This is a genomic window from Enterobacter cloacae complex sp. 382A5, from assembly GCF_050031095.1.
GTDB classification, from domain to species: Bacteria; Pseudomonadota; Gammaproteobacteria; order Enterobacterales; family Enterobacteriaceae; genus Enterobacter; species Enterobacter cloacae.
The window spans coordinates 1,557,104-1,575,917 of the sequence record NZ_JBLGVK010000001.1; the positions used below are offsets into that span (position 1 = coordinate 1,557,104).

The window sequence follows — 18,814 nt, forward strand, 5'->3', positions numbered from 1 at the left end:
ATCATATCTCGCCTGGCTTATAGGCCCGCAGTGTGTATGGTTTTACGACAAATGCGGTGTAAGTTTTTGATTATCCGTATAAAAATAAATTTTAAAAGTTATGAAAAGAGTTGAATTTTTTCGGTCGACCACCTCTGAAACAGTTAATTAATATGGAGTATTTGCCATAAAAAGTAACAGTAAAACCCAGGTAAATATTATTATATTTACCCATATTTAACTTTATTATTACATTCAACGTTCATTGCCGAAAAAAATAAAAAACGGGGCAATGAAATTGCCCCGTAATATAGCCCAGACGATTAAATACGCCTACTGCTGATAATGTTATATGCGCTTATTTTGACCAGTAAGCGGCTTTTGCTTTCTGCAGTTTTTCATAGGCCTTCAACAGCGACTGATGCGCAGGGAAGGCTTTCAGATCGCTGTCTACCGCCTGCAGTCCGTAGAATGGCGCTTCACCACTCAGGGCCGCGCTGGCGGCTTCTACCGCCTCGGCACCGTACATGCGCACGAAGGCATTCAGGTACTGCAGTGGCTCACGATCCTCTTCCTGCGCAAGAAGCAGGAGGGTTTGCAGGCAGCGGTAGTAGTTGGTGCGCTCGGCAGAGAACACTGACTGATTGAATTCCATGGTCCACTCGGTCCAGGCCAGGGCCTGATCCAGATCGCCGCCAGCCAGCGCCAGCATCGCTTTCAGCTCGCCGATGCGCAGGGTATACCAGCCGTTGTCTTTACCGGTAGCCAGACCCAGCAGTTCACGTACGCGCGTGAAGTCATCATGGCCTTCGTCGTCCAGCTGGGCGATCAGGTTCAGATAATCCTCTTTTTCCCACTCGCTGCCCGGCAGGGCCAGCAGCGTTTCACGCAGGTGCGCACCCATGCTGTTGTTTGCCAGCCACAGATCTTCAGCCGGATAGATATCGGACATGCCCGGCACCAGAATACGGCAGGCGTAAACACCCAGGTGTTCGTAGTCAGCAATGTAGACTTCTTTATCTTCCGCGTTGAAGATGGCCATCAGGGTAGCGAACTCTTCTTCGGTCGTACCGGCAAAGCTCCAGTCGACGAATGGATAGTCTGCGTCCTGCTTGAACATATCCCAGGAGATCAAACCGCTGGAGTCGATGAAGTGGGTTTCGAGGTTGGTATGCTCGGCCACTTCTTCGTCGTCAAAGGTTGGTGGAGTAAATACATCGAGATCTTTCAGGCTACGGCCCTGCAGCAGCTCGGTGACGGTACGCTCCAGCGCCACGCCGAAGTCAGGATGTGCGCCGAAGGAGGCGAAGCAGGTGCCGTTCGTTGGGTTAAACAGCACAACGCAGATAACCGGGTATTTACCGCCCAGCGAGCCATCATACGCAAAGATAGGGAAGCCTTCTGCCTCCAGCTTAGCAATGGATTCCACCACGCCCGGATAGCGCGCCAGCACGTCGGCCGGAATTTCAGGCAGACTGATGGATTCAGCAATGATGCGGTTTTTAATGTGGCGCTCAAACACTTCTGACAGCCCCTGCACACGCGCTTCATTGCGGGTGTTACCGGCGGACATGCCGTTAGAGACATACAGGTTACCGACAATGTTCATCGGGATGTACACGGTCTGTTCATCAGACTGACGGGTGAACGGCAGGGCGCAGATCCCACGCTCTTCATTACCCGACTGCAGATCGATCAGCATGCTGGCGGTCAGTTCATTTTCTGGATCGTAGAACGCACGCAGACGCGCATCCAGAATGCCTTCCGGCAGTTCATCGTCTTCGGTCAGCGGGAACCATTTTTCATTGGGATAGTGAACGAACGGGCCGTTAGCGATGGTTTCACCCAGCCAGAAATCGGCGAAGAAGTAATTGGTCGACAGACGTTCAAAATACTCACCCAGCGCAGAAGCCAGCGCCGCTTTTTTCGTCGCGCCTTTACCGTTGGTAAAGCACAGTGCACAGTCTTTATCGCGAATATGCACGGACCAGACGTGAGGCACTGGATTAAGCCAGGAGGCTTCTTCGATATTAAAGCCCAGGTCGGTCAGTTTCTGCTGGAAGCGAGCGATGGAATCTTCCAGGGCGGCGTCTTTGCCGGGGATAAACGTTTGAGTCATGGCGTTCACTTTTATCGTACGTAAAGCGCGCAATGATACGGGTTTTGCGTGACGGGTGCTATCTCCGGCGAAAATAAAAGACTGGGCTATGCTTACTGTCAGTAACTGACTGTTAAGGCATAAAAAAATGAAAGCATTCGATCTGCAAAGGATGGCGTTTGATAAAGTCCCACCTGAATTTTTAGGCGAAGTGGCGCTGCGTAGTCTGTATACCTTCGTCCTGGTCTTCCTGTTTCTTAAAATCACCGGTCGGCGTGGCGTACGGCAGATGTCGCTGTTTGAGGTGCTGATCATTCTGACGCTGGGTTCAGCGGCGGGGGATGTCGCTTTTTACGATGATGTGCCAATGGTGCCGGTGTTTATTGTCTTCGTCACGCTGGCGCTGCTTTACCGGCTGGTCATGTGGCTGATGTCGAAAAGCGAAAAACTGGAAGACATGCTTGAAGGGAAACCCGTCGTTATCGTTGAGAACGGACAGCTGGCCTGGGAAAATGTCCAAAGCGCCAATATGACCGAATTTGAGTTCTTTATGGAGCTGCGCCTGAACAGTGTGGAGCAGCTTGGGCAAGTGCGTCTGGCGATAATGGAAACGAATGGGCAAATCAGCGTGTATTACTATCCTGACGACGAGGTTAAGCCAGGGCTCTGTATTCTGCCGGATATGTTGATCGAGCGGTTTAAAACGGTACCGGAATCCGGCGAATATGCCTGTGTAAGATGTAGCCATGTCGTTGCCATGCACGTGGGCGATCATCAATTGTGTCCCCGCTGTACAAATCCGGAATGGTCGAAGGTTAGCCGGGCCAAACGCCTTGTCTGACAGCCATTTTGTCGGTTTTGTGACAGCGAGGCGGCAGATTGTATTGTGTGACGAGGGGCACATTTCACCGGTCATAAGTTTTAGACATTGCGGCGCGTGTCACTGAATGATAAAACCGATATCCACAGTTATAACTTATGGCTTTTAGCGTGGTGAGGGGAAATGGCTCAAGTCTTTAATTTCAGTTCAGGTCCGGCAATGTTACCGGCAGACGTGCTTAAACAGGCTCAACAGGAACTTTGTGACTGGAACGGTCTGGGTACGTCGGTGATGGAAATCAGCCACCGAGGTAAAGAGTTTATTCAGGTGGCGGAAGAGGCAGAAAAGGATTTTCGCGATCTGCTGAACATTCCCTCGAACTACAAAGTATTGTTCTGCCACGGTGGTGGACGCGGCCAGTTTGCTGGCGTACCGCTGAATATTCTGGGTGACAAAATCACGGCAGACTATGTTGACGCTGGCTACTGGGCTGCCAGCGCGGTGAAGGAGGCGCACAAGTATTGCACGCCAAACGTCATCGACGCCAAAGTGACCGTTGATGGCCTGCGTGCCGTGAAGCCAATGAGCGAGTGGCAGCTCTCTGACAACGCCGCGTATCTGCACTACTGCCCGAACGAAACCATTGACGGGATTGCCATCGACGAGACGCCGGACTTCGGTAAAGACGTGGTGGTTGCTGCTGACTTCTCCTCCACCATTCTCTCTGCGCCGATTGACATCAGCCGCTACGGTGTCATCTATGCGGGTGCGCAGAAAAATATCGGCCCTGCAGGCCTGACTATCGTCATCGTACGTGACGATCTGCTGGGTAAAGCGCATAAATCCTGCCCGTCGATTCTTGATTACACTGTGCTGAACGATAACGACTCCATGTTCAACACCCCACCGACGTTTGCCTGGTATCTCTCCGGCCTGGTCTTTAAATGGCTGAAGCAAAACGGCGGCGTGGCGCAGATGGACAAGATCAATCAGCAGAAAGCTGAACTGCTGTACGGCGTCATTGATAAGAGTGATTTCTATCGTAACGATGTGGCGAAAGCCAACCGTTCCCGCATGAACGTGCCGTTCCAGCTGGCGGACAGCAACCTGGATAAAGTTTTCCTGGAAGAGTCCTTCGCCGCAGGTCTGCATGCGCTGAAAGGTCACCGTGTGGTAGGCGGCATGCGCGCCTCCATCTATAACGCCATGCCGCTGGAAGGCGTTAAAGCCCTGACCGATTTCATGATTGACTTCGAACGTCGCCACGGTTGATTGCGCTGTTTTCACCCCCGTAGCCCTGCTGCGGGGTTTTTATTATGTTGAGTTGAGAGTTAAGTTTCATGGAATCCCTGACGTTACAACCTATCGCGCGGGTAGATGGCACCATCAATCTGCCTGGTTCAAAAAGTGTCTCGAACCGCGCTCTGCTGCTGGCAGCTCTGGCAAACGGCACCACCGTCCTCACGAACCTGCTGGACAGCGATGACGTGCGCCATATGCTCAATGCGCTGAAAGCGTTGGGAGTTCACTACACGCTGTCTGACGACCGTACCCGCTGTGAAGTGACGGGGAACGGCGGTGCGCTACGTTCAGCCGAGGAACTGGAGCTGTTTCTGGGTAACGCGGGAACCGCCATGCGCCCACTGGCGGCAGCTCTGTGCCTGGGCAGCAACAATATTGTTCTGACCGGCGAGCCGCGCATGAAAGAGCGTCCGATCGGTCATCTGGTGGATGCCCTTCGTCAGGGCGGTGCCCAGATTGACTATCTGGAGCAAGAAAATTACCCACCACTGCGCCTTCGCGGTGGCTTTACCGGCGGCAACGTCGAGGTGGACGGCAGCGTCTCCAGCCAGTTCCTGACGGCACTGCTGATGACTGCACCGCTGGCACCGCAGGATACGGTCATCACCATCAAGGGTGACCTGGTGTCTAAGCCGTACATTGATATCACCCTGCATCTGATGAAAACCTTCGGTGTGGAGGTGGAAAACCACGCGTATCAGCGCTTCGTGGTTCGCGGTGCACAGCAGTATCAGTCTCCGGGTAACTATCTGGTTGAAGGTGACGCCTCATCTGCGTCTTACTTCCTGGCGGCAGGTGCTATTAAAGGCGGTACGGTGAAAGTGACCGGTATTGGCCGTAACAGCGTGCAGGGCGATATTCGTTTTGCTGATGTGCTGGAGAAAATGGGTGCGGTGGTGACCTGGGGGGAGGATTTCATCGCCTGTACACGTGGTGAACTCAACGCCATCGATATGGACATGAACCACATTCCTGACGCGGCAATGACCATTGCCACCGCTGCGCTCTTTGCAAAAGGTACCACGACGCTGCGTAACATCTACAACTGGCGCGTGAAAGAAACCGACCGTCTGTTCGCGATGGCCACCGAGTTGCGTAAAGTGGGTGCCGAAGTGGAAGAGGGCGAAGATTACATTCGCGTGACGCCTCCGGCAAAACTGCAGTTCGCGGAAATCGGAACTTACAACGATCACCGTATGGCGATGTGCTTCTCGCTGGTGGCGTTGTCCGATACACCTGTCACGATCCTCGATCCGAAATGTACGGCGAAAACCTTCCCGGACTATTTCGAACAGCTGGCCCGCATCAGTACACTGGCCTGATGACATAATGCCGCATCACCCGATGCGGCATTTCCTTACGTTTTCTGACGTTTGTTCCCGCACATTTCTTCTACACTCTGCTTCATTAATTCCGTAATTTGCACGCAAAGGTAACAGTTGCGCACGTTGGCGCGTATAATGCGCGGCGTTCATGTTAACGGTATGCCTTTATTAAGGAGAAAAAGATGACGGCAGTTGCCCCGGTAATCACCATTGATGGGCCTAGTGGCGCAGGGAAAGGAACTCTGTGCAAGGCGATGGCGGAAGCATTGCAATGGCATCTTTTAGATTCGGGAGCTATCTATCGCGTGCTGGCGCTGGCAGCGCTGCATCACCATGTTGATGTTGCGTCTGAAGAGGCGCTGGTTCCGCTGGCTGCGCATCTGGATGTGCGTTTTGTCTCGACCGATGGCAACCTCGAAGTGATCCTGGAAGGGGAAGATGTGAGCGGCGAAATTCGTACGCAGGAGGTTGCTAACGCTGCCTCACAGGTGGCGGCTTTCCCGCGCGTTCGTGAGGCCCTGTTACGCCGTCAGCGTGCTTTCCGTGAAGCACCCGGCCTGATCGCTGACGGACGAGATATGGGGACGGTGGTATTCCCTGATGCGCCAGTGAAAATTTTCCTTGACGCCTCCTCGGAAGAACGGGCTCAACGCCGCATGCTTCAGTTGCAGGAGAAGGGGTTTAGTGTTAACTTTGATCGCCTTTTATCCGAGATAAAAGAGCGCGATGACCGCGACCGTAACCGCGCCGTCGCCCCACTTGTTCCTGCAGAAGATGCATTAGTTCTGGATTCCACCAGTTTAACTATTGAGCAAGTGATTGAAAAAGCGCTACAATATGCGCGCCAAAAACTGGCACTCGCGTAATTGCGACCGATTTAGTAGTACCCCCGCTGCAATGGATTGACGGCGGGTATGTGAAACAACCCCATCCGGCACGGAGCCAGGTGGACGTTAATATTAACCTGAAGATTAAACATGACTGAATCTTTTGCTCAACTGTTTGAAGAATCCTTAAAAGAAATCGAAACCCGTCCGGGTTCCATCGTTCGCGGTGTTGTTGTTGCTATCGACAAAGACGTAGTACTGGTTGACGCCGGTCTGAAATCTGAGTCCGCCATTCCGGCAGAGCAGTTCAAAAACGCCCAGGGCGAGCTGGAAATCCAGGTAGGTGACGAAGTTGACGTTGCTCTGGACGCAGTAGAAGACGGCTTCGGCGAAACCCTGCTGTCTCGTGAAAAAGCTAAACGTCACGAAGCATGGATCACGCTGGAGAAAGCTTACGAAGAAGCTGAAACTGTGGTCGGTGTTATCAACGGCAAAGTTAAAGGTGGCTTCACTGTTGAGCTGAATGGTATTCGTGCGTTCCTGCCAGGTTCTCTGGTAGACGTTCGTCCAGTCCGTGACACCCTGCACCTCGAAGGCAAAGAGCTTGAGTTCAAAGTAATCAAGCTGGACCAGAAGCGTAACAACGTTGTTGTTTCCCGTCGTGCCGTTATCGAATCCGAAAACAGCGCAGAACGCGATCAGCTGCTGGAAAACCTGCAGGAAGGCATGGAAGTCAAAGGTATCGTTAAGAACCTCACTGACTACGGCGCATTCGTTGACCTGGGCGGCGTTGATGGCCTGCTGCACATCACCGACATGGCGTGGAAACGCGTTAAGCACCCAAGCGAAATCGTGAACGTGGGCGACGAAATCACTGTTAAAGTGCTGAAGTTCGACCGCGAGCGTACTCGTGTATCCCTCGGCCTGAAACAGCTGGGCGAAGATCCATGGGTAGCTATCGCTAAGCGTTACCCAGAAGGTACCAAACTGACTGGTCGCGTGACCAACCTGACTGACTACGGCTGCTTCGTTGAAATCGAAGAAGGCGTTGAAGGTCTGGTACACGTTTCCGAAATGGACTGGACCAACAAAAACATCCACCCATCCAAAGTTGTTAACGTTGGTGACGTAGTGGAAGTTATGGTTCTGGATATCGACGAAGAACGTCGTCGTATCTCCCTGGGCCTGAAGCAGTGCAAAAACAACCCATGGCAGCAGTTCGCGGAAACCCACAACAAGGGCGACCGTGTTGAAGGTAAAATCAAGTCTATCACTGACTTCGGTATCTTCATCGGCCTGGACGGCGGCATCGACGGCCTGGTTCACCTGTCTGACATCTCCTGGAACGTTGCAGGCGAAGAAGCAGTTCGTGAATACAAAAAAGGCGACGAAATCGCAGCAGTTGTTCTGCAGGTTGACGCAGAGCGTGAGCGTATCTCTCTGGGCGTTAAACAGCTCGCAGAAGATCCGTTCAACAACTGGGTTGCACTGAACAAGAAAGGCGCAATCGTAAACGGTAAAGTGACTGCAGTTGACGCTAAAGGCGCAACCGTAGAACTGGCTGACGGCGTTGAAGGTTACCTGCGCGCTTCTGAAGCTTCACGTGACCGCGTTGAAGATGCCACTCTGGTTCTGAACGTTGGCGACGATGTTGAAGCTAAGTTCACCGGTGTTGACCGTAAGAACCGTGCAATCAGCCTGTCTGTTCGTGCGAAAGACGAAGCTGACGAGAAAGATGCAATCGCTACTGTTAACAAACAGGAAGATGCAAACTTCTCTAACAACGCAATGGCTGAAGCTTTCAAAGCAGCTAAAGGCGAGTAATATCAAGTCCTCAGCATGCTTTGAGCGGTAACGCATTTATCGCGCGAAGGATGAGGAGCAAACTTGACAGATTGCAGGATTCGTCCTGTAATCAATAACAAAGGGCGGCTACGGCCGCCCTTGTTTAATGAGCTGTTCAGCTAATTGGTTTGAAAGGAACCGGAGGAATCATGACCAAGTCAGAATTGATTGAAAGACTTGCCAGTCAGCAACCGCATATCCCAGCTAAAGCAGTGGAAGATGCCGTAAAAGAGATGCTGGAGCATATGGCCACCACTCTTGCCCAGGGCGAGCGCATTGAAATCCGCGGTTTCGGTAGTTTTTCTCTGCACTATCGTGCTCCACGTACCGGGCGTAACCCGAAGACTGGTGATAAAGTCGAGCTGGAAGGTAAGTACGTTCCACACTTTAAGCCGGGTAAAGAACTGCGCGATCGCGCCAATATTTACGGCAACTGAGTTTAGCCATCAGGTTAAACTGGGTTCAAAAGAAAGCACCTCCGGGTGCTTTTTTTGTACTTATCGTTTTTATTCTGAAGCCGTGCCGCAATCCCCGTGTCGTTTTCTGCAAACCGACAAAAACAGTGCAGCGCGCGCTGTAATCTGCATTTTATTCAACTGACGCCTCTCTCCCTCTTCTTACATACTGCCGCCCTGAAACAGGGAGGTCGTAATGGGAATTCCCACACTAAGTCTGTGCGCCATTCTGGCGATAGTGCCGCTACTCTGGTTACCTGAACTACCTGCACGGCATACTGTATGGATCATGGTTACCGGTGGGGTGTTGCTGGGCTTACAGCGAAGCTTCAGTCTGAAGTGTATCGGTATGGGGTTGTTATTTTGCGCGTGGGGCATTCTGGCAGCGCAGGAAAGCGTCTGGCCGATGCAGCATCTAACCACCGGTGCAGTCAAGGCTGAGGTAGAGATCACCGCCACCGATGGCGCAACAGTCCATCAGGGGAAACTCGTTGCACTTAATGGCAAACGCTGGTGGGCATCGACGGGCATAGTGTTGTATGGCAATTACCTGCCGCAAAAGGCCTGCGCGGGTCAGCGCTGGGCCATGACGCTCAGGCTCAGGCCTGTACACGGTGAACTGAACGACGGGGGATATGATCCTCAGCGAAATGCTTTTGCCCGGCATCAAACGTTGAGCGGACGTTTTACACGGGCAGAAATGATTGATGAACGCTGTAGCTTGCGTGCCCACTATCTGTCATCGCTGCACGACACGCTTTCAGCCTATCGTTGGGGAGCGGTGATCCTGGGGTTGGGGATGGGCGAGCGCCTGGATGTGCCCCGGGAAATAAAAACACTGATGCGTGAGACCGGCACGTCGCATCTGATGGCGATCTCGGGTTTGCACATCGCGTTGGCGGCTTCCATCATCTGGATGCTTGCCAGGGGTTTTCAGTTTTTATTGCCGTGTCAGTGGATCCGCTGGCAGATGCCTCTGCTTGCGGGACTGTTTTTTGCGGCCTTCTACGCATGGCTGACGGGTCTGCAGCCGCCTGCATTACGCACGGTCATCGCGCTTGCGGTGCTGGCCGCTCTGCGGATCGGCGCGCGTCAGTGGTCTGCATGGCAGGTCTGGTGTAGCTGTATTGCAGCGATACTCATCGTTGATCCGCTGGCGGTGCTTTCTCAAAGCCTGGCGTTGTCAGCGTTTGCTGTCGCGGCGTTGATTTTCTGGTATCAGTGGCTGCCACTCCCCAGCTGGCGCTGGACTCGCCGGGTGCGACCCCTGATAAATTTACTCTATCTGCAGGTTGGGATGTTGCTGCTGCTCTTGCCTTTGCAGGTGTTGATGTTCCATGGCTTCAGCGTCTCTTCGCTGGTGGCCAATCTCTTTGCCGTTCCGCTGGTGACCTTTATCTCGGTTCCGCTGATTCTGCTCGGTATGCTACTGCACCTGCTCCCGCTGGTCCCCCTGGAGACTGGCGTATGGTTTGCGGCAGATAAGTCCCTGGCCGGATTGTTCTGGCTGCTGCAGCGTCTGCCTGATGGCTGGCAGGACGTCGATGAGCGCTGGCAGTACCTGACATTGCTGCCCTGGCTGGCCATTATCGGCTGGCGCTTTCGCTCCTGGAAAAGCATGCCGGCGGTGTGTCTGACAGGAACTGTCGTGCTGGCATCCCCATTCATGCAAACGGAGAAAATCGATAGCTGGACGTTGCATATGCTGGATGTGGGGCAGGGGCTATCAATGGTTATTGAGCGGCAGGGTAAAGCGCTTCTATACGACACCGGTCCCGGCTGGCCTGGGGGAGACAGTGCGCAGCAGTTGATCATTCCGTGGTTACGCTGGCATCACCTGCAACCAGAGGGCGTTATTCTCAGTCACGAGCACCTGGACCATGCTGGTGGTCTGGCATCGCTGCAGGCGGCATGGCCCGGCTTATGGGTAAGAAGCCCGCTGGGGTGGGCGCAGCATCTTCCCTGCTTTCGCGGGCAGCAGTGGAAATGGCAGGGGCTAACATTGACCGTTCACTGGCCACCGGCTGGATCCACTGCCCAGGGTAACAATCGCTCCTGCGTGGTTAAAATTGATGACGGTGAGCAGAGTGTTTTGCTGACAGGGGACATTGAAGCGCAAGCGGAACAGGCTATGCTTAGCCATTACTGGCGTTATCTGACGTCAACGGTGATACAGGTGCCGCACCATGGCAGTAATACCTCCTCATCGTTGCCGCTGGTACAACGGGTGGGAGGCGAAATCGCGCTGGATTCTGCGGCCCGTTACAATGCGTGGCGATTCCCGTCAGTGAAGGTGGTGAAGCGTTATCGAAAAGAGGGCTATGTCTGGCACGATACCCCACATTCGGGCCAAATATCGGTGACGTTTTCGCAACATGCCTGGCAAATCCGACAGTTGCGGGAGCAATATTTACCGCGTTGGTATCATCAGTGGTTTGGCGCGCCCGTCGATAACGGGTAGAATATGCGGCTATTTCAACAGATGCTGGTTTTTTGAATGCATAACGACAAAGATCTCTCCACGTGGCAAACCTTCCGCCGACTCTGGCCGATGATTGCACCTTTTAAAGCAGGTTTAATCGTGGCGGGTATAGCGTTAGTTCTCAACGCAGCCAGCGATACTTTTATGTTATCGCTCCTCAAACCGTTACTGGATGACGGTTTTGGTAAAACGGATCGCTCAGTGTTGCTATGGATGCCTCTGGTGGTGATCGGACTGATGATCTTACGCGGTATCACCAGCTATATTTCCAGTTATTGCATCTCCTGGGTGTCAGGAAAAGTGGTCATGACAATGCGCCGTCGGCTGTTCAGCCACATGATGGGCATGCCGGTGGCCTTCTTTGACAAACAATCGACGGGTACGTTGCTGTCACGTATTACCTATGACTCAGAGCAGGTGGCATCCTCTTCCTCCAGCGCACTGATTACCGTTGTGCGTGAAGGTGCGTCAATTATCGGTCTGTTCGTGATGATGTTCTATTACAGCTGGCAGCTGTCGCTGATCCTCATCGTGCTGGCTCCGGTTGTTTCTGTCGCGATCCGCGTCGTTTCAAAGCGTTTTCGCAATATCAGTAAGAATATGCAGAATACGATGGGGCAGGTGACCACCAGCGCTGAGCAGATGCTGAAAGGACATAAAGAGGTGTTGATTTTCGGCGGGCAGGAGGTCGAAACAAAACGCTTCGATAAAGTCAGCAACAAAATGCGTCTGCAGGGGATGAAAATGGTCTCGGCCTCTTCAATCTCTGACCCCATTATTCAGCTGATTGCCTCTCTGGCTCTGGCATTCGTCCTGTATGCGGCGAGCTTCCCGAGCGTAATGGAAACGCTGACGGCGGGGACCATCACCGTTGTGTTCTCTTCCATGATTGCGCTGATGCGTCCGCTGAAGTCGCTGACCAACGTTAACGCCCAGTTCCAGCGCGGGATGGCAGCATGCCAGACGCTGTTCAGCATTCTGGATTCCGAGCAAGAGAAAGACGAAGGTACCCGCGTCATTGAGCGCGCAAAGGGCGATGTCGAATTCCGCAATGTGACCTTCACTTACCCTGGCCGTGAAGCTCCAGCATTACGTAACATCAACCTGACCATTCCGGCAGGCAAAACCGTTGCGCTGGTCGGCCGTTCCGGTTCGGGTAAATCGACGATTGCCAGCCTGATTACCCGTTTCTACGACATCGATCAGGGTGAAATTCTGTTAGACGGTCACGACCTGCGGGAATACACCCTGCAGTCGCTGCGTAACCAGGTTGCGCTGGTGTCTCAGAACGTGCATCTGTTCAACGATACTGTTGCGAACAACATTGCCTATGCGCGCACTGAAGAGTACAGCCGCGAGCAGATTGAAGACGCCGCTCGCATGGCTTATGCCATGGACTTTATTAACAAGATGGACAACGGCCTGGATACCATCATTGGTGAGAATGGGGTTTTGCTCTCCGGTGGCCAACGCCAGCGTATCGCCATCGCCCGTGCACTGCTGCGTAACAGCCCTATTCTGATCCTTGACGAAGCAACCTCTGCTTTGGATACAGAATCTGAACGTGCAATTCAGTCTGCGCTGGATGAACTGCAAAAGAACCGTACATCACTGGTGATTGCGCACCGCCTGTCAACGATTGAACAGGCTGACGAAATCGTTGTTGTGGAGGATGGGGTCATTGTAGAACGCGGTAGCCATACCGATTTACTGGCACAGCGTGGTGTTTACGCTCAGCTTCATAAGATGCAGTTCGGCGAATGATTGCCCGCATCTGGTCCGGTGAGTCCCCGCTATGGCTGCTGCTTCTGCCGCTCTCCTGGCTGTATGGTCTGGTGAGCGGCATTATCCGTCTGCTTTACCGTCTGGGGCTAAAGCGGGCGTGGCGTGCGCCGGTGCCGGTTGTCGTGGTGGGTAACCTCACGGCAGGGGGGAATGGTAAAACCCCTGTGGTCATCTGGCTGGTTGAGCAACTGCAAAAGCGCGGCATCCGCCCCGGCGTGGTGTCGCGAGGATACGGCGGTAAAGCGGCTCACTATCCACTTATCCTGACGCCGGACACGACGACCGCCGAGGCGGGGGATGAGCCAGTATTGATTTATCAGCGTACTGGCGCGCCTGTCGCAGTCTCTCCGGTGCGTAGTGATGCTGTTCAGGCGCTGCTTGCTGAACACGACGTGCAAATAATTATTACCGATGACGGTCTGCAGCATTACGCGCTGGCGCGTGATAAAGAGATTGTGGTCATTGATGGCGTCCGCCGTTTTGGCAACGGCTGGTGGCTGCCTGCAGGCCCCATGCGTGAACGCGCTTCGCGCCTGAAGTCCGTGGATGCGGTGATTGTTAACGGCGGTGTGGCACAGCCGGGGGAGATCCCGATGCAACTCCAGCCAGGCATGGCAATTAACCTGTTGACCGGTGAACGACAGGCCGTTTCACGGCTACCGGCGCTGGTCGCGATGGCTGGTATTGGTCATCCTCCGCGTTTCTTCGCAACGCTGGAACAGTGTGGTGCCCGCCTTGATAAACGTGTTCCGCTGGCCGATCACCAGGCGCTGGTGGCGGAGCAGGTAGACGCGTTGACAACATCCGGTCAGACATTAATCATGACCGAAAAAGATGCGGTGAAATGCCGCGCTTTTGCGAAAGAAAACTGGTGGTATCTGCCGGTTGACGCTGAACTCAGCGGCGAGCAGCCGGAACACTTGCTCCAGGAACTGATTGCGTTGGTGCATTAAGAGCTTACGCGGTTCTGGTGGCGCTTTGACTGACAGGAAAACGCATGTCTTTACCGCAACTCTCGCTTTCAGCCGCACGTAACTTGCACCTTGCCGCGCAAGGACTTCTTAAAAAGCCCCGTCGCCGCGCGCAGCCTGCCGATATCCTCACTACCGTGCAACGCATGTCTTTGTTGCAAATCGACACCATCAACATTGTAGCTCGTAGCCCCTACCTGGTGCTGTTCAGCCGGCTGGGCAATTATCCGCCTCAGTGGCTCGATGATGCGCTCAGCAAGGGAGAGCTGATGGAATACTGGGCACATGAAGCCTGTTTCCTGCCCCGCAGCGATTTTGCCCTGGTTCGCCATCGTATGCTTGCCCCGGAAAAAATGGGCTGGAAATACCGGCAGGCGTGGATGCACGAGCATGCGGCTGAAATTGAGCAGCTCATTGCCCATATCGCGGAAAAGGGGCCAGTACGTTCCGCGGATTTTGAACATCCGCGAAAAGGGGCAAGCGGCTGGTGGGAATGGAAGCCGCACAAGCGTCATCTCGAAGGGTTGTTTACATCAGGCAAGGTGATGGTAGTCGAGCGGCGTAATTTTCAACGGGTGTACGACCTGACGCAGCGGGTGATGCCTCACTGGGACGACGAGCGCGACCTGCTCACACAGGAGGCAGCCGAAGCCGTCATGCTTGAAAACAGCGCCCGCAGTCTGGGTATTTTCCGTCCGCAATGGCTGGCCGATTATTACCGTCTCCGACAGCCCGCGCTGAAACCGTTGCTGGATAACTGGCAGCGTGAACAGCGGGTTATCCCGGTCTCTGTAGAGAGGTTGGGCGAAATGTGGCTGCATGCGGATTTACTCGCGCTGCTGCCACAAGCTGAAGCAGGTAAACTTCAGGCAACCCATAGCGCTGTGCTGTCACCTTTTGATCCGGTGGTCTGGGACAGAAAACGGGCCGAGCAGCTGTTTGATTTCAGCTACCGGCTGGAGTGCTACACTCCCGCGCCAAAGCGCCAGTACGGTTACTTTGTTTTGCCCCTGCTGCACAAGGGACAACTGGTAGGGCGCATGGATGCCAAAATGCACCGTAAAACCGGCACGCTAGAGGTCATTGCGCTGTATCTGGAAGAGGGCGTCAGGGTAACCGCGACCCTGGAAAAAGGGTTAACATCCGCCATCAATGATTTCGCCTGCTGGCAGAAGGCCTGCGAAGTGACGCTGGGCCGCGTGCCTGACGGGCTCTTTACATCCTGTCGAAGTGGCTGGGAAACAGGCACGCCCTGAAAAGGGAATGTGATAAGCTTTAGCGATTACCCATACGGAGGAACTATGGATCACCGTTTACTTGAAATTATTGCCTGCCCGGTGTGCAACGGCAAACTCTACTATAGCCAGGACAAACAAGAGCTGATTTGCAAACCGGACAGCCTGGCTTTCCCGCTGCGTGACGGTATTCCGGTACTGCTGGAAAACGAAGCCCGCTCCCTGGTAGCTGAAGAGAGCAAACCATGAGCTTTGTCGTCATTATTCCTGCCCGTTACGCCTCAACGCGTCTGCCGGGTAAGCCGCTGGTAGATATCAACGGCAAGCCAATGATTGTGCATGTCCTTGAACGCGCCCGTGAGTCCGGTGCTGACCGTATTATCATTGCCACCGATCATCCTGATGTTGCGCGTGCGGTTGAAGCCGCAGGCGGGGAAGTGTGCATGACCCGCGTCGATCACCAGTCTGGTACTGAACGACTGGCTGAAGTGGTTGAGAAATGCGCATTCAGCGACGATACGGTAATCGTTAACGTGCAGGGCGACGAGCCGATGATCCCGGCGGCGATTATTCGTCAGGTGGCGGAAAACCTGGCGCAGCGTCAGGTTGGCATGGCAACTCTCGCGGTACCTATCCACCACGCGGAAGAAGCGTTCAACCCGAACGCGGTGAAGGTTGTGACGGATGCGGAGGGCTATGCGCTTTATTTCTCCCGTGCCACCATCCCGTGGGATCGCGATCGCTTTGCGGTGTCCAAAGAGACCATTGGCGATACCTTCCTGCGCCATATTGGCATCTACGGCTATCGCGCGGGCTTTATTCGCCGGTATGTAACCTGGACACCGAGTCCGCTGGAGCATATTGAAATGCTGGAACAGCTTCGCGTGCTCTGGTACGGCGAAAAGATCCACGTTGCCGTCGCCGAAGAGGTGCCTGGTACAGGCGTAGACACCCCAGAAGATCTTGAGCGCGTTCGCGCTGAATTGCGTTAATCCTTGCGGCATCCCTCTTTTGGGAGGGATGCACTCCGCCGTTTATTTTCTCTTATCTTTTCCATAATTGATCTCCGCAGGGTGACATCTGCGTCCTGCGCGCTCATTATAAAAGCAGTAGTCTTAATGGGGGTAATCTCATATGGAACAGCTGCGTGCCGAACTGAGTCACCTGCTTGGCGAGAAGTTAAGCCGGGTGGAATGTGTAAGTGAAAAGGCAGATACCGCGCTCTGGTCGTTGTACGACAGTCAGGGAAACCCAATGCCGCTGATGGCCCGAAGCTTTACCTCGCCGGGTGTGGCCAGGCAGCTCGCCTGGAAAATTTCAATGCTCGCGCGGCAAGGAACCGTGCGTATGCCGACGGTTTATGGGGTGATGACGCATGAAGAGCACCCCGGTCCGGATGTTCTGCTGATTGAGCGTTTACGCGGAGTATCCGTTGAAGCCCCGGCGCGTACACCGGAGCGCTGGGAACAGCTGAAAGACCAGATTGTGGAGGCACTGCTGGCCTGGCACCGGCAGGATAGCCGTGGCCTTGTGGGACCCGTCGACAGCACTCAGGAAAATCTCTGGCCGCTGTGGTATCGCCAGCGGGTGGAGGTGCTGTGGGGAACGCTTAATCAGTTCAACAACACCGGCTTGACCATGCAGGATAAACGTATCCTGTTCCGCACCCGGGAGTGTTTACCGGCGCTGTTTGAGGGCTTTAACGACAACTGCGTGTTGATACACGGTAATTTTACCCTGCGTAGCATGCTTAAAGATTCTCGTAGCGATCAGCTTCTGGCGATGCTGGGGCCAGGGGTCATGCTCTGGGCTCCGCGCGAGTACGATCTGTTCAGGCTCAGCGACAGCGCGGCCGCTGAAGGCTTGCTGTGGCACTATCTGCAGCGCGCGCCCGTTGCGGAGGCGTTTCTCTGGCGGCGCTGGCTTTATTTATTGTGGGATGAAGTGGCGCAGCTGGTGAATACCGGACGTTTCAACCGCGCCAACTTTGACCTTGCGACAAAATCACTCCTGCCCTGGCTCGCCTGAGGAGCCTTTCAGCCACTGCCAGACGCGTCCCAGCGTCTCATAGCCGACGCGATCGCTATGCATCAACCACATCGGGGACGGGATCACCCGTTCCCATGGGTTGAGCGGGGCGTTAATGGCCATCTGGTTCGCCGGCGCGGGAAGCGGGTGCAGTCCTTGTTTTTCGAAGAAAATCATTGCCCTTGGCAGATGCGAAGCAGATGTAACCAGTAAGAACGGAACATCGCCAATAGCCTGTTTCACCGCGGCGGCTTCTTCTTCGGTATCTTTCGGACTGTCCAGCGTGATAATAGCGGAGCGCGGCACGCCGAGGGATTCCGCCACCCTGGCGCCGGCTTCAGCCGTGCTGACCGGGTTGGTTTTGGCTGGCGCGCCGGTGAAGATCATTTTTGATCCCGGATTAGCCAGCCACAGGCGAATACCTTCGTTCAGGCGCGGCAGGCTGTTATTGATCAGGTTGGAGCTGGGGGCCCAGTTTGGATCCCAGGTATACCCGCCGCCCAGCACCACGATGTACTCCACTTTCTGGTTTCCCTGCCAGGTTGGGTAGGTGTTTTCGATGGGACGTAACAGTTTGTCTGCAACGGGTTGCAGGCTCAGCAGCAGCAGTACCAGCCAGCCGAAGGTGATCAGCGTTTTGCCACTTTTCTGAAAGCGACTAAACCACACCAGCCCCAGCCCCAGCGCGATGATGAGCAGCAGTAGCGGAAGGGGAAGCATCATGCCTCCAATGTATTTCTTCAGGGTAAAAAGCATCCTTTTTGGTTCCTTTTTTAACCATATAGCAGGCGAATACCCGTGATATTACACCAGAGAGGTTCATTCTCCGCGCGGGTGTGACAAAATAGCGGTTTTGCAGTTAGCGAGTGGAACTCTCCCAATGCGGGATCGCAATTTTGATGACATCGCGGAAAAGTTTTCGCGCAACATATACGGCACCACAAAAGGGCAGTTACGTCAGACGATCCTCTGGCAGGATCTGGACACCATTCTGGCCACGTATGGCGGTCAAACGTTGCGCGTGCTTGACGCCGGAGGCGGTGAAGGGCAGACGGCCATAAAAATGGCTGAGCGCGGTCATCATGTCACACTTTGCGATCTTTCTGCTGAGATGGTTGCGCGTGCCACGCGTGCAGCAGAGGAGAAAGGTGTGAGCGACAACATGCATTTTGTACAATGCGCCGCTCAGGACATCGCACAGCATTTGGAAACCCAGGTTGATCTGATATTGTTTCATGCGGTGCTGGAATGGGTAGCCGATCCGTTAAGCGTGTTACAAACCCTGTGGTCGATGCTACGCCCGGGCGGTACGCTGTCGCTGATGTTCTACAATGCTAACGGCTTCCTGATGCACAACATGGTTGCGGGCAACTTCGACTATGTTCAGGTCGGAATGCCGAAAAAGAAAAAGCGCACGCTTTCCCCGGACTATCCGCGCGATCCCCAGCAGGTTTACGGCTGGCTGGAAGAGATTGGCTGGCAGATAACCGGGAAGACGGGCGTCAGGGTGTTTCATGATTATCTGCGTGAAAAACACAAACAGCGTGACTGTTTTGACACCTTAACAGAATTAGAAACGCGGTATTGCCGTCAGGAACCGTTTATCAGTCTTGGCCGCTATATTCACGTCACCGCGCACAAGCCGCAGATGCAAGGATAACC

General features: G+C 54.2%; 16 protein-coding genes. 14 read left to right on the top strand and 2 right to left on the bottom strand.

Annotated elements, in window-relative coordinates; all coding sequences use genetic code 11:
• Nucleotides 1-337 precede the first annotated feature (337 nt).
• The gene (ycaO, locus tag ACQG2G_RS07315) at nt 338-2,098 is read right to left on the bottom strand and encodes a 30S ribosomal protein S12 methylthiotransferase accessory factor YcaO (RefSeq protein WP_038981416.1); all 1,761 of its coding nucleotides are present in this window, start codon (nt 2,096-2,098) and stop codon (nt 338-340) included.
• A 127-nt stretch (nt 2,099-2,225) separates the two neighbouring features.
• On the opposite strand from ycaO, the gene ACQG2G_RS07320 reads away from it, so the two are divergent.
• From ACQG2G_RS07320 to ACQG2G_RS07380, 13 genes are all read left to right on the top strand, one after another.
• Nucleotides 2,226-2,918 (top strand): DUF421 domain-containing protein, encoded by a 693-nt coding sequence (locus tag ACQG2G_RS07320; RefSeq protein ID WP_013097308.1) that lies wholly within the window; start codon nt 2,226-2,228, stop codon nt 2,916-2,918.
• Between the two features lie 162 nt (nt 2,919-3,080).
• Complete coding sequence (serC, locus tag ACQG2G_RS07325; protein WP_061771451.1) at nt 3,081-4,169, top strand: 3-phosphoserine/phosphohydroxythreonine transaminase; 1,089 nt, start codon at nt 3,081-3,083, stop codon at nt 4,167-4,169.
• A 68-nt stretch (nt 4,170-4,237) separates the two neighbouring features.
• Complete coding sequence (aroA, locus tag ACQG2G_RS07330) at nt 4,238-5,521, top strand: 3-phosphoshikimate 1-carboxyvinyltransferase (RefSeq protein ID WP_029882988.1); 1,284 nt, start codon at nt 4,238-4,240, stop codon at nt 5,519-5,521.
• 185 nt (nt 5,522-5,706) lie between these two features.
• Complete coding sequence (gene cmk / locus ACQG2G_RS07335; RefSeq protein WP_013097305.1) at nt 5,707-6,390, top strand: (d)CMP kinase; 684 nt, start codon at nt 5,707-5,709, stop codon at nt 6,388-6,390.
• A 111-nt stretch (nt 6,391-6,501) separates the two neighbouring features.
• Nucleotides 6,502-8,175, top strand: coding sequence for a 30S ribosomal protein S1 (gene rpsA / locus ACQG2G_RS07340; RefSeq protein WP_008499966.1), 1,674 nt, complete (start codon nt 6,502-6,504; stop codon nt 8,173-8,175).
• 170 nt (nt 8,176-8,345) lie between these two features.
• The gene (gene ihfB, locus ACQG2G_RS07345) at nt 8,346-8,633 is read left to right on the top strand and encodes an integration host factor subunit beta (RefSeq protein WP_003858233.1); all 288 of its coding nucleotides are present in this window, start codon (nt 8,346-8,348) and stop codon (nt 8,631-8,633) included.
• Between the two features lie 214 nt (nt 8,634-8,847).
• A complete protein-coding gene (locus ACQG2G_RS07350; protein WP_061771452.1) occupies nt 8,848-11,112 on the top strand; it encodes a ComEC family protein in 2,265 nt (754 codons plus the stop codon).
• Between the two features lie 36 nt (nt 11,113-11,148).
• Nucleotides 11,149-12,897, top strand: a complete 1,749-nt coding sequence (msbA, locus tag ACQG2G_RS07355) for a lipid A ABC transporter ATP-binding protein/permease MsbA (RefSeq protein ID WP_094084046.1) — start codon at nt 11,149-11,151, stop codon at nt 12,895-12,897.
• Nucleotides 12,894-13,871, top strand: coding sequence for a tetraacyldisaccharide 4'-kinase (gene lpxK / locus ACQG2G_RS07360; protein ID WP_094084047.1), 978 nt, complete (start codon nt 12,894-12,896; stop codon nt 13,869-13,871). The genes msbA and lpxK overlap by 4 nt, the downstream gene beginning before the upstream one ends.
• 44 nt (nt 13,872-13,915) lie before the next feature.
• On the top strand, nt 13,916-15,145 hold the full coding sequence (locus tag ACQG2G_RS07365; RefSeq protein ID WP_061772033.1) for a winged helix-turn-helix domain-containing protein: 1,230 nt from the start codon (nt 13,916-13,918) through the stop codon (nt 15,143-15,145).
• Between the two features lie 45 nt (nt 15,146-15,190).
• Nucleotides 15,191-15,373 (top strand): protein YcaR, encoded by a 183-nt coding sequence (ycaR, locus tag ACQG2G_RS07370; RefSeq protein ID WP_013097300.1) that lies wholly within the window; start codon nt 15,191-15,193, stop codon nt 15,371-15,373.
• Nucleotides 15,370-16,116 carry a 3-deoxy-manno-octulosonate cytidylyltransferase gene (kdsB, locus tag ACQG2G_RS07375; protein WP_061772034.1) on the top strand — a complete coding sequence of 249 codons (747 nt, stop codon included), beginning with the start codon at nt 15,370-15,372 and terminating at the stop codon, nt 16,114-16,116. Before ycaR ends, kdsB begins: the two co-directional genes overlap by 4 nt.
• A 142-nt stretch (nt 16,117-16,258) precedes the next feature.
• Nucleotides 16,259-17,152: a YcbJ family phosphotransferase gene (locus tag ACQG2G_RS07380; RefSeq protein ID WP_013097298.1), complete on the top strand. Its 894-nt coding sequence runs from the start codon at nt 16,259-16,261 to the stop codon at nt 17,150-17,152.
• Here ACQG2G_RS07380 and elyC read toward each other — a convergent pair.
• Complete coding sequence (gene elyC / locus ACQG2G_RS07385) at nt 17,129-17,908, bottom strand: envelope biogenesis factor ElyC (protein WP_020689709.1); 780 nt, start codon at nt 17,906-17,908, stop codon at nt 17,129-17,131. The genes ACQG2G_RS07380 and elyC overlap by 24 nt on opposite strands.
• A gap of 124 nt (nt 17,909-18,032) precedes the next feature.
• Here elyC and cmoM point away from each other — a divergent pair, with 124 nt between their 5' ends.
• Entirely contained in the window at nt 18,033-18,812 is a 780-nt protein-coding gene (gene cmoM, locus ACQG2G_RS07390; protein ID WP_013097296.1) for a tRNA uridine 5-oxyacetic acid(34) methyltransferase CmoM, read from the top strand.
• The last annotated feature ends 2 nt before the right edge of the window (nt 18,813-18,814 follow it).

Excerpts from the sequence above, each read along its gene's own strand:
- ycaO (WP_038981416.1), bottom strand. The coding sequence starts at position 2,098 with ATGACTCAAACGTTTATCCCCGGCAAAGACGCCGCCCTGGAAGATTCC.
- ACQG2G_RS07320 (WP_013097308.1), top strand. The coding sequence starts at position 2,226 with ATGAAAGCATTCGATCTGCAAAGGATGGCGTTTGATAAAGTCCCACCT.
- serC (WP_061771451.1), top strand. The coding sequence starts at position 3,081 with ATGGCTCAAGTCTTTAATTTCAGTTCAGGTCCGGCAATGTTACCGGCA.
- aroA (WP_029882988.1), top strand. The coding sequence starts at position 4,238 with ATGGAATCCCTGACGTTACAACCTATCGCGCGGGTAGATGGCACCATC.
- cmk (WP_013097305.1), top strand. The coding sequence starts at position 5,707 with ATGACGGCAGTTGCCCCGGTAATCACCATTGATGGGCCTAGTGGCGCA.
- rpsA (WP_008499966.1), top strand. The coding sequence starts at position 6,502 with ATGACTGAATCTTTTGCTCAACTGTTTGAAGAATCCTTAAAAGAAATC.
- ihfB (WP_003858233.1), top strand. The coding sequence starts at position 8,346 with ATGACCAAGTCAGAATTGATTGAAAGACTTGCCAGTCAGCAACCGCAT.
- ACQG2G_RS07350 (WP_061771452.1), top strand. The coding sequence starts at position 8,848 with ATGGGAATTCCCACACTAAGTCTGTGCGCCATTCTGGCGATAGTGCCG.
- msbA (WP_094084046.1), top strand. The coding sequence starts at position 11,149 with ATGCATAACGACAAAGATCTCTCCACGTGGCAAACCTTCCGCCGACTC.
- lpxK (WP_094084047.1), top strand. The coding sequence starts at position 12,894 with ATGATTGCCCGCATCTGGTCCGGTGAGTCCCCGCTATGGCTGCTGCTT.
- ACQG2G_RS07365 (WP_061772033.1), top strand. The coding sequence starts at position 13,916 with ATGTCTTTACCGCAACTCTCGCTTTCAGCCGCACGTAACTTGCACCTT.
- ycaR (WP_013097300.1), top strand. The coding sequence starts at position 15,191 with ATGGATCACCGTTTACTTGAAATTATTGCCTGCCCGGTGTGCAACGGC.
- kdsB (WP_061772034.1), top strand. The coding sequence starts at position 15,370 with ATGAGCTTTGTCGTCATTATTCCTGCCCGTTACGCCTCAACGCGTCTG.
- ACQG2G_RS07380 (WP_013097298.1), top strand. The coding sequence starts at position 16,259 with ATGGAACAGCTGCGTGCCGAACTGAGTCACCTGCTTGGCGAGAAGTTA.
- elyC (WP_020689709.1), bottom strand. The coding sequence starts at position 17,908 with ATGCTTTTTACCCTGAAGAAATACATTGGAGGCATGATGCTTCCCCTT.
- cmoM (WP_013097296.1), top strand. The coding sequence starts at position 18,033 with ATGCGGGATCGCAATTTTGATGACATCGCGGAAAAGTTTTCGCGCAAC.